Annotated in this window: 10 protein-coding genes and 1 pseudogene; all 11 read left to right on the forward strand. The window is 27.2% G+C overall.

Annotation, left to right across the window (positions count from 1 at the left end; translation table 11 throughout):
• The first annotated feature begins 16 nt into the window (after window positions 1-16).
• Complete coding sequence (locus DU473_RS04285; protein WP_131186594.1) at window positions 17-739, forward strand: class I SAM-dependent methyltransferase; 723 nt, start codon at window positions 17-19, stop codon at window positions 737-739.
• A complete protein-coding gene (locus DU473_RS04290; protein ID WP_131186595.1) occupies window positions 732-1,463 on the forward strand; it encodes a class I SAM-dependent methyltransferase in 732 nt (243 codons plus the stop codon). Before DU473_RS04285 ends, DU473_RS04290 begins: the two co-directional genes overlap by 8 nt.
• Window positions 1,460-2,440: a hypothetical protein gene (locus tag DU473_RS04295; RefSeq protein ID WP_131186596.1), complete on the forward strand. Its 981-nt coding sequence runs from the start codon at window positions 1,460-1,462 to the stop codon at window positions 2,438-2,440. Before DU473_RS04290 ends, DU473_RS04295 begins: the two co-directional genes overlap by 4 nt.
• 47 nt (window positions 2,441-2,487) lie before the next feature.
• Window positions 2,488-3,609, forward strand: a complete 1,122-nt coding sequence (locus tag DU473_RS04300) for an N-acetyl sugar amidotransferase (RefSeq protein WP_131186597.1) — start codon at window positions 2,488-2,490, stop codon at window positions 3,607-3,609.
• Window positions 3,610-3,866: 257 nt separating this feature from the next.
• Complete coding sequence (gene neuB / locus DU473_RS04305; RefSeq protein ID WP_131186598.1) at window positions 3,867-4,871, forward strand: N-acetylneuraminate synthase; 1,005 nt, start codon at window positions 3,867-3,869, stop codon at window positions 4,869-4,871.
• Entirely contained in the window at window positions 4,864-6,039 is a 1,176-nt protein-coding gene (gene neuC, locus DU473_RS04310) for a UDP-N-acetylglucosamine 2-epimerase (RefSeq protein WP_131166277.1), read from the forward strand. The genes neuB and neuC overlap by 8 nt, the downstream gene beginning before the upstream one ends.
• A complete protein-coding gene (locus DU473_RS04315) occupies window positions 6,021-7,055 on the forward strand; it encodes a nucleotidyltransferase family protein (protein ID WP_131186599.1) in 1,035 nt (344 codons plus the stop codon). The genes neuC and DU473_RS04315 overlap by 19 nt, the downstream gene beginning before the upstream one ends.
• Window positions 7,052-7,951: a Gfo/Idh/MocA family protein gene (locus tag DU473_RS04320; protein WP_131186600.1), complete on the forward strand. Its 900-nt coding sequence runs from the start codon at window positions 7,052-7,054 to the stop codon at window positions 7,949-7,951. The genes DU473_RS04315 and DU473_RS04320 overlap by 4 nt, the downstream gene beginning before the upstream one ends.
• The gene (locus tag DU473_RS04325) at window positions 7,944-8,651 is read left to right on the forward strand and encodes an acylneuraminate cytidylyltransferase family protein (protein ID WP_131186601.1); all 708 of its coding nucleotides are present in this window, start codon (window positions 7,944-7,946) and stop codon (window positions 8,649-8,651) included. The genes DU473_RS04320 and DU473_RS04325 overlap by 8 nt, the downstream gene beginning before the upstream one ends.
• Window positions 8,651-9,421, forward strand: a complete 771-nt coding sequence (ptmA, locus tag DU473_RS04330; protein ID WP_131186602.1) for a flagellin modification protein PtmA — start codon at window positions 8,651-8,653, stop codon at window positions 9,419-9,421. Before DU473_RS04325 ends, ptmA begins: the two co-directional genes overlap by 1 nt.
• Window positions 9,421-9,715: pseudogene (locus DU473_RS04335) on the forward strand (motility associated factor glycosyltransferase family protein); the annotation flags it as partial. The gene ptmA and the pseudogene DU473_RS04335, both read left to right, overlap by 1 nt.

A 9,715-nucleotide genomic window follows, 5' to 3' on the forward strand; every position in this document is an offset into this window, starting at 1 on the left:
TTTTTGAAAGGTTGAAATGAAAAAATATGTTTTAAATTCTGAAATCATTCAAGATAAAAGTTTGGGAATGGATATTTGGGAAAACATTTTCTCCAATAAAGAATGGGGAAAATATCCTAGTGAAAATCTAATCCGTTTTATTGCAAGAAATTTTTATAACGTTCAAGATAGAAGTAAAATTAATATTTTAGAATTAGGACTTGGAACAGGTGCTAATCTTTGGTTTTGTGCAAGAGAAGGTTTTAGTGTTAGTGGTATAGAATGGAGTAAAACAGGAGTTGAGCGTTTTAAAAAACGTTTAGAAGATGAAAATTTAAGCAAACAAATCAAAGAAATCAAAATAGGTGATTATGCTCAAAAACTTGATGAATTTGAAAATGAAAGTTTTGATGCTTGGATTGATAGTTATTCTTTAGCTTATAATGATTTTGAAAAAACTAAAAATATCATTGAAAAAGCCATTTCGAAGCTAAAAATTGGAGGTAAATTCTTTTCCATTACCCCTAGTTTTAATAACGAAGGTTTTTATGAGGATGTAAATTTAGCTTATCATACTTGTTTTCCATCTTCTGGGAGTGATGCTTTTACTGGAAATATCAGATATTGTGATGATTTGGATATAGAAAAACTTTATAATGGAAAAAATTATAAAGTGATTAATACTCAAATTTATTCTTTAAAAGAGGAAGGGAAAATAAAAAATGAACTTTTTGTTATAGAGGGTGAAAGATATGGATAATTCAAATTTTTGGGAAAACATTTTCTCCAATAAAGAATGGGGAAAATATCCTAGTGAAAATCTAATCCGTTTTATTGCAAGAAATTTTTATAACGTTCAAGATAGAAGTAAAATTAATATTTTAGAATTAGGACTTGGAACAGGTGCTAATCTTTGGTTTTGTGCAAGAGAAGGTTTTAGTGTTAGTGGTATAGAATGGAGTAAAACAGGAGTTGAGCGTTTTAAAAAACGTTTAGAAGATGAAAATTTAAGCAAACAAATCAAAGAAATCAAAATAGGTGATTATGCTCAAAAACTTGATGAATTTGAAAATGAAAGTTTTGATGCGATTATTGATATAGCCTCTTTGTGTTGTAATGATTTTGAAAAAACTAAAAGTATTTTTGATAAAGCCATTTCGAAGCTAAAGCCTTGTGGAAAATTTCTTTCTATGACCTTGGCTACTGGACTTTTTGGCTATGAAAAAGAAAAAGGTTTAGAGCAGACTCCTGGATATGGCATTTATAAGGGCAATGGAAAGCTTCGTTTTAGCACTTTAAATGAAATAAAAAGCCTTTATAAGCATAAAGATTTTAAAAGAACAAATTTAAGTATGCTTACTTTAGAAGATGTTTTAGAAGATAAAGAGACAAGGATTATTGATAAAATTTTTATTATCGAAGGTGAAAAATACCCTAATGGCGGGGGGGGGGATTTAGATCTTCTAAAGAGGAATGGAAAATGAGCAAGGTAAGTCTTGAAGCTTATCTTGCTTCCAATTTTAATACTCTTAGTTTTAAAGATGATATTTATTTTAGTTTTGATTATGCAAAATTGTATGGAGAAGTTTTTGAATTTGAGTATAAAAAAGACGGATTTGTCTTTAAAACTTTAGGAGTTAAGCAAGAAATTTTAAATTCAGGCTTTTTTGATTTACAAAGTCCTTATGGATATAATGGAATTTATACCAATACTAAAGATGAGGATTTTTTAAACGAAGCCTTTGAAAATTTAAAGCAAAAAGCTTTAAAAGAAAAGATTATAGCTTTTTTTATACGTTTTCATCCTTTTGATGATCATATAAATGCTTATAAAAATAATTTAAATTTTATAAATAAAAATAAAAAAATCATTATAGTTCCCACTGAACAAGATATCACTCTTATACGTAAAAATTACAATCCTCGTATTAAAGCTTATGTGAAAAAAGCGAGAGAAAATTTAAAAATAGATTTTATTAAAATAGATGAAAATAAAGATTTTAAAATACTTTATGAAAAAACAATGCAAAGAAATGACGCAGAAAATTTTTATTTTTTTGATAAAAAATATTTTAATAAATTATATAATTTTAAAGAATATATTGTCTTAAAAGCAAGTTTAAATGAAGAGGTTTTAGCTTTTGCTTCTTTTTTTCTTTGTAAAGATTTTTCTTATTATCATTTAAGTGCCAATTCTTTAAAGGCTAATGCCAATGCTGCGCTTTTGGATTTTTTCTTCGAATATGCAAATAAAAAAGGTTCGAAATTTTGCATACTAGGAGGTGGTGTTAAAGATGATGATACACTTTTTAATTATAAGCAAAAATTTTCTATAGTGGATTCTTATTTTTATATAGGTGGAATTATTTTTAATGTGCCACAATATGAGTATTTTTGTCAAAATTCTAAGAGTGAAAAATTTTTAAAATATCGTTTTATTAACGATTCCCCCCCCCATTAACTCATTTATCCTATGATTATATTTTTTAAATAAAATCAAGGAATATTATGATTTATTGTGATCATTGTGTAATGCCAAATACAAGACCAGGTATTAAATTTTTTAAAGATGCAGAAGGTAAAAATATCTGTTCTGCTTGTATCAATCATAAAAATAAAGAAAAGATTGATTATAAAAAAAGATTTAAAGAGTTAGAAGAATTATGTGATAAATATCGTAGAATGAATGGAAAATTTGAGTATGATTGTGCTATTGCTGTAAGTGGAGGAAAAGACTCTCACTTTCAAGTGCATATCATGAAAGAAAAGTTAGGAATGAATCCTATTTTATTTAGTGTTGAAGATAATTTTACGACTACAAAGGCTGGAAGAAAAAATTTAAGAAATTTAAGTGAGACTTTTGGCTGTCATATTATCAGTTTAAAACCTGATTTAAAAACTCAAAGAAAAATTACTTTAAAAACTTTTGAAAAATATGGAAAACCAACGTGGTTTATTGATAGGCTTATTTATACCTATCCTTTTGCCATGGCTTTGAAATTTAATACGCCTTTATTAGTTTATGGTGAAAATGTAAGTTATGAGTATGGGGGGGGGTATGACCTAGAAACTCCTAGTGCTAAAGATATTTTTTTAAATGGGGTGGCAGAAGATTTGGATTTGAGCGAATTCATAGATGATGAAATCAAAGAGGAAAATCTTCAACTTTTTTTCAAGCCTAATGAAAATGATCTTGCTAAATTAGATCCTATTTATCTTAGTTATTTTATTAAATGGAATTCTTATTCAAATTATATTTTTGCAAAAAGTAGAGGCTTTACAGATTTACAAAATGAATGGGATAGAACTCATTGTGTTGAGAATTTTGATCAAATTGATAGCATAGGTTATATTATTCATGCTTGGATGAAATACCCAAAATTTGGGCATGCTATGGCTAGTGATTATGCGGCTAGACTCATAAGATATGGACTTTTAGATAGAGAAAAAGCTATTAAAATCGTTAAAGAAAGAGATCATAAACTAGATGATAAATGTATAGAAGATTTTTGTTCTTTTGTTGGCATCAATAAAGATCGTTTTTACCGCATTGTTGAGAAGCATTATAATATGGATTTATTTTATAAAAATGAATTTGGAGAATTTAAACTTAAAAACGAAATTTCTTAATAAACTAAAAATAAATAGATTTAAATATATAAATAAATTTAGTTTAAATTTTAAGTTGAAAGTTTTTATATATTAAATCTTTATAAATTTAAAAAAAGAGTGGAATATTTTTTGCTACAATAAAATATTATTTACAAAATAAATATATAAATGAATAAGATAAATTCTTTATAGTGGGTTTAGTTTTTTTTAAAAAAAATGTATTTGTATTTACAATAATAAAAACTAAAATTTATCTTTAGTAATAAAGGCACAAAATGAAAAAAACTCTTATCATTGCAGAAGCAGGGGTAAATCATAACGGAGATTTGAATCTAGCTAAAAAAATGATAGAAATTGCAGCCAAATGCGGAGCTGATTTTGTCAAATTTCAAACTTTTAAAGCCAAAGATTGCGTAAGCATTAATGCAAAAAAAGCCAAATATCAACTTCAAACAACAAATCAAAACGAGAGCCAGTTTGAAATGATAAAAAAATTGGAGCTTGATTTAAAAGCACATCAAATTCTTATAGCTCATGCTAAAGCTCATAATATTTCTTTTCTTTCAACCCCTTTTGATTTAGATAGTATAGAACTTTTGCATTGTCTTGGGCTTGAAATTTTTAAAATTCCAAGTGGAGAAATCACAAATCTTCCTTATCTTAAAGCTATTGCAAGATTAAATAAAAAAATCATACTTTCAACAGGAATGTCAAATTTAGGTGAAATTGAAGCTTGTTTAGACGCACTTTGTAAAAATGGTCAAAAAAGGAACAATATCACTTTAATGCATTGCACAACCGAATATCCCGCTCCCTTTAATGAAGTCAATTTAAAAGCCATGCAAACTTTAAAAAATGCTTTTAATTTAAATGTGGGTTATTCTGATCATACCAAAGGTATAAGTGTAGCTTTAGGTGCTGTAGCTTTAGGTGCTTGTATTATTGAAAAGCATTTTACCTTAGATAAATCAATGAGTGGTCCTGATCATAAAGCAAGTTTAGAACCAAGCGAACTTAAACTCATGTGTCAAAGCATAAAAGAGCTTGATTTAGCTTTAGGCGATGGCATTAAAAGAATAAGCAAGAGTGAAAAGAAAAACATAAATATAGCAAGAAAAAGTCTTGTGGCAAAAAAAGATATTTTAAAGGGTGAAAAATTTAGCGAAGAAAATTTAACTACAAAGCGTCCAGGAAATGGAATTTGTGCAATGCAATATGATAAATTTTTAAATAAAATTGCTAAAAGATCTTATAAAAAAGATGATTTGATCCGTGAATAAAAGAAAAATTTGCCTTGTAAGTGCTACAAGAGCTGAGTGGTATTTATTGAGTCATTTATGTAAAGAAATTAAAAAAGATAAAGATTTAATCCTTCAAATTCTTGTAACAGGCACACATTTAAGCCAAGAATTTGGTTTAACCTATAAAGAGATAGAAAAAGAATTTAAGATCGATGAAAAAATTCCTATTTTGCTTTCAAATGATGATAATTTAAGTCTTTGTAAAAGTATGGCCTTGGTGTTTGAGGGTTTTTCTAAGGCATTTAAAAGTTTAAAACCTGATATAGTGGTGATTTTAGGCGATCGTTATGAAATGCTAGCGGTTGCTAGCGTTTGTCTTTTAATGCAAATTCCTATTGCTCATCTTTGTGGTGGGGAACTTACTTTAGGTGCTATTGATGATAGTATAAGACATAGTATTACTAAAATGGCCCATCTTCATTTTGTAAGCACAAAAGAATACCAAAATAGGGTTTTGCAATTGGGTGAAAATAAAAATTCTGTTTTTAATATAGGTTCTCTTGGAGGGTTTATTGTAAAAAATATGGATTTTTTAAGCAAAGAAGAGCTTGAAAAAGAGCTTGATTTTAAATTTGATGAAAATATTTATTTAATTACTTATCATCCTGAAACTTTAAATTTAAAACAAACTAAAAATAATATTCAAACATTGCTTTGCAATTTAACAAAGCTTAAAAAAGCAAGTTTAATTTTTACTAAAGCAAATGCTGATGAAAATGGACTTTTGATTAATAATTTTTTAGCAGATTTTTGTAAAAAATATCCCCAAAAAGCAAAACTTTTTGATAATCTTGGATCTAAAAGATATTTGAGTTTAATGAAAATTTCAAAAGCTGTAATAGGAAATTCATCTAGCGGTATTATAGAAAGTCCTTTTTTAAGAGTAGCTTGTATCAATATAGGTGATCGTCAAAAAGGAAGAATAAGAAGCGAAAATATCATTGATACAAGTATAAAAGATTTACAACAAGCCTTTCAAAAACTAGAAGATAAAAAATTCCAAGATAATTTAAAAAATTTTAAAAATCCTTTTGAAAGTAGGATAAAAAATCCTAATAAATTTATTAAAACAAAACTTAAAAATGTAAAATTAGATACAATTTTAAATAAAAAATTTACGGATTTGTTATGGATATCAAAAAATTAAAATTAAGTCCAAATTCTAGCATAAAAGAAGCCTTAAATATAGTTGGAAAAGAAAGAGTAAGACTTGGTATTGTAGTCGATCAAAAAGATAAATTTTTAGGGGTAATTAGCGATTCTGATATTAGAAAAGCTTTAATCAATGGAAAAATGATTTATGATTGTATAGAAGATATTTATACTAAAAATCCTATCGTAATAAAAGAAAATACAAATAAAGCTGAACTTTTAGAGCTTTCTTCAAAAACAGATATTTATGATTTTCCTGTAGTTAACGAAAAAGGCGAGGTGCTCTCTATAAGGTCTATTTCTTCGCTTTTAGCTAAAATAAAACTTCCAAATTATGTAATTTTAATGGCAGGCGGACTTGGATCAAGGCTTAAAGAGCTTACTAAACATACACCAAAACCTATGTTAAAAGTAGGAAAAAAACCTATTTTAGAAAGTATTGTTTCAAGGTTTTCTTTGCAAAACTTTGAGAATTTTATTTTTTGCGTAAATTATAAAAGACAAATTATAGAAGATTATTTTAAAGATGGAATGGATTTTGGGGTTAAAATTTCTTATGTTAAAGAAAAGAAAAAGCTAGGAACAGCAGGAGCTTTGAGTTTGGTTGATAAGCCTTTAAAAGAAAGTTTTATTGTGATGAATGCAGATATTTTAACTGAGCTTAATTTTTTAGAATTTTTAAAAGCTCATGAAAAAAGTAGAGCTTTAATGAGTGTGTGTGTAAGAGAATTTGAACAAAATATACCTTATGGAGTTATAAAAGAACAAAATGGCTTTATAAAAAATATACAAGAAAAACCAACTATGAAATTTTTGGTTAGTGCTGGTATTTATGCGTTAAAACCTGAAGTTTTGAACTTTTTTAAAAAAAATGAATATTTAGATATGCCCGATTTAATTAAAATTTTAATGCAAAAAAATGAAAGAATTAATACTTTTTTATTGCGTGATTATTGGATTGATATAGGTAGAATTGAAGAATTTGCAAGAGCAAATGAGGATTTTAGATGAAAGCTTTAATTATAGGCTTTGGAAGTATTGGAAAAAAACATTTTTTAGCTCTTAAAAATTTAGGCTTTGATGTTTCTTTACTCTCTTTTAGTGCTTGTAAAAAAGATATCAATGAAGTAAAGCTTTATAATTCTTGGAATAAAATCTCTCTAAAAGATTTTGATCTTTTTGTGATTGCCAATATCACGACTTTGCATTTAGAGACTTTAAAAAAAATTGATACACTCGTAAAAGATAAGATTATATTAGTTGAAAAACCTTTATTTGAAAAATTTATCCCTTTTCAAAGCAATAAAAATAAAATATTTATTGCCTATCTTTTGAGATTTAATCCTTTAATAAAGGCTTTAGAAGAAATTTTACAATATGAAGAACCTTATTTTGTAGAATTAAGTTGTCATTCTTATTTGCCTAACTGGCGTGATGTGGATTATAGGGAAAATTATAGCTCAAAAAAAGAGTTAGGGGGAGGAGTTTTGCTTGATCTCTCGCATGAGATTGATTTAGCTTTTTTTCTTTTTGGAGAATTAAAACTTTTATATAGTGAAAATTTAAAATTTTCAGAACTTGAGATTAATAGTGATGATTTTGCTTTTTTATCTTTAAAAAATTCCAAAGGCTTAAGAATTCATATCAAGCTTGATTATTTTTCTAAGCTTACTCAAAGAAAGATTATTATTCATACTCCAAAAAAAAGCTATGAAGCCGATTTGATCCAAAATATTTTAAAAATTTATAATAAGGATAAAAGCATTAAAACACAAATTTATAAAAGTGACACAATTTCAACTTTAGAATTAATGCATAAGGCTATACTAAATAATGATAAAAATCTATGTTCTTTAGATGAGGCTTTAAATGTATTAAAAATTTGCGATGAGGTTAAAAATGGCTGAAATTTTATGCACAATTTGTGCAAGGGGTGGCTCTAAAGGAGTTTTAAATAAAAATATCAAAAAAATCAATGATCTTGAAATGATAGCTTATAGTATTATACAAGCAAGAAATTCAAAGCTTTTTAAACATATAGTTGTAAGCACGGATAGCGATGAGATAGCAAATGTTGCATTAAAATATAAAGCCGAGGTTTTTTTTAAAAGAGAAGCGCATCTTGCAAGCGATAGTGCTCCAAAACTTCCTGTAATGCGTGATGCACTTTTAAGAAGTGAAAAATATTTTGGTGTAAAATTTGATATTTTGGTAGATTTAGATGCTTCAGCTCCTCTTAGAACAAGTCAAGATATAAAAAAAGCTTATGAATTATTTATAAAAGAAAATAAAGAAGTTTTAATTACTGCAACTTTAGCAAGGCGTAATCCTTATTTTAATTTAATAGAACTTGATAATGGCGAAGTAAAAAGATCAAAACAGGGTTTTTTTACAACACGCCAAAGCGCACCAAAATGTTTTGATATGAATGCAAGTATTTATATGTTTAAACGCGAAAGACTACTTAAGAGTGATGATTTATTTGGAAAAGAAACCTCTCTTTATGTTATGGATGAAAGCACAGCTTTTGATGTAGATAGCGAGCTTGATTTTAAGATAGTTGAGTTTTTAATCAAAGAAAGAAATTTAAAACCAGAGGAGTTTTAATGCTTGAGGGAAAAATTATTTTTGTTGTAGGGGCTTGTGGGCGTATAGGAAAAGAACTTTGCAAGGCTATTTTAAAAAATAAAGGCATTGCAGTTTTAGCAGATATTAATGAAAAAGCTTTAAAAGATCTAAAAGAAGAATTGCACAAAGAATTTGATCAAGAACTTTTAAGTCTTAAGCTTGATATCACTTCTAAAGAAAGCCTTAATGATGCCATTTTAAAAACTGAGCAAAAATATAAAAAAATTGATGCTTTTGTTAATTCTTCTTATCCTTGTGGAAAAAATTGGGGAAAAACGCCTTATTATGAATTAAGTTATGAAGAACTTTGTGAAAATTTAAATTTGCATCTTGGCGGGTTTATTTTAGCTTCTCAGGAATTTGTAAAATATTTTAAAAAGCAAGGTTATGGAAATATTATCAATCTTAGCTCTATTATGGGTGTATATGCTCCTAAATTTGAAAATTATAAAAATACCAGTATGCAAAGCTCACTTGAATATAGCGTGATTAAAGCAGGAATTAATCATTTGGGTGTATGGCTTGCTAAAGAACTTTTTAACACTAATATCCGTGTAAATACTTTAGCAGCTGGAGGAATTTTAGATAATCAACCGCAGGTTTTCTTAGATGCTTATAGAAAATGTTGTGCAAGCAAAGGAATGCTAGAAGCAAGCGATTTATGCGGAACTTTGGTATTTTTGCTTAGTGATGCAAGTAAATTTATTACAGGGCAAACCTTAGTAGTTAGTGATGGGTGGGGACTTTAATGTTTTTAAAAGAACTTTTTGAGAGAAATTTAAATTCTTTAAGAGATATTGCCTTAAAGAATGCTTTAAGTAAAATAAAAATTAATACAAAATATCAACTTATTGAAGCAGAGGATAAGCTTAATATCAATTTAAAAGATAGAAGCACAAATGCCTTGCTCTACCAAAACCCCCTTACTGAATTAAACTCCTTATTAAATACTTATAATGATAAATACTTCTTATACCCTGTTCTTTATTTTTATGGTTTTGGAAATGGTATTTTATTTAAAGCCTTACTTCAAAACAAAAACC

This window comes from Campylobacter novaezeelandiae (assembly GCF_004323845.1).
Lineage (GTDB): Bacteria > Campylobacterota > Campylobacteria > Campylobacterales > Campylobacteraceae > Campylobacter_D > Campylobacter_D novaezeelandiae.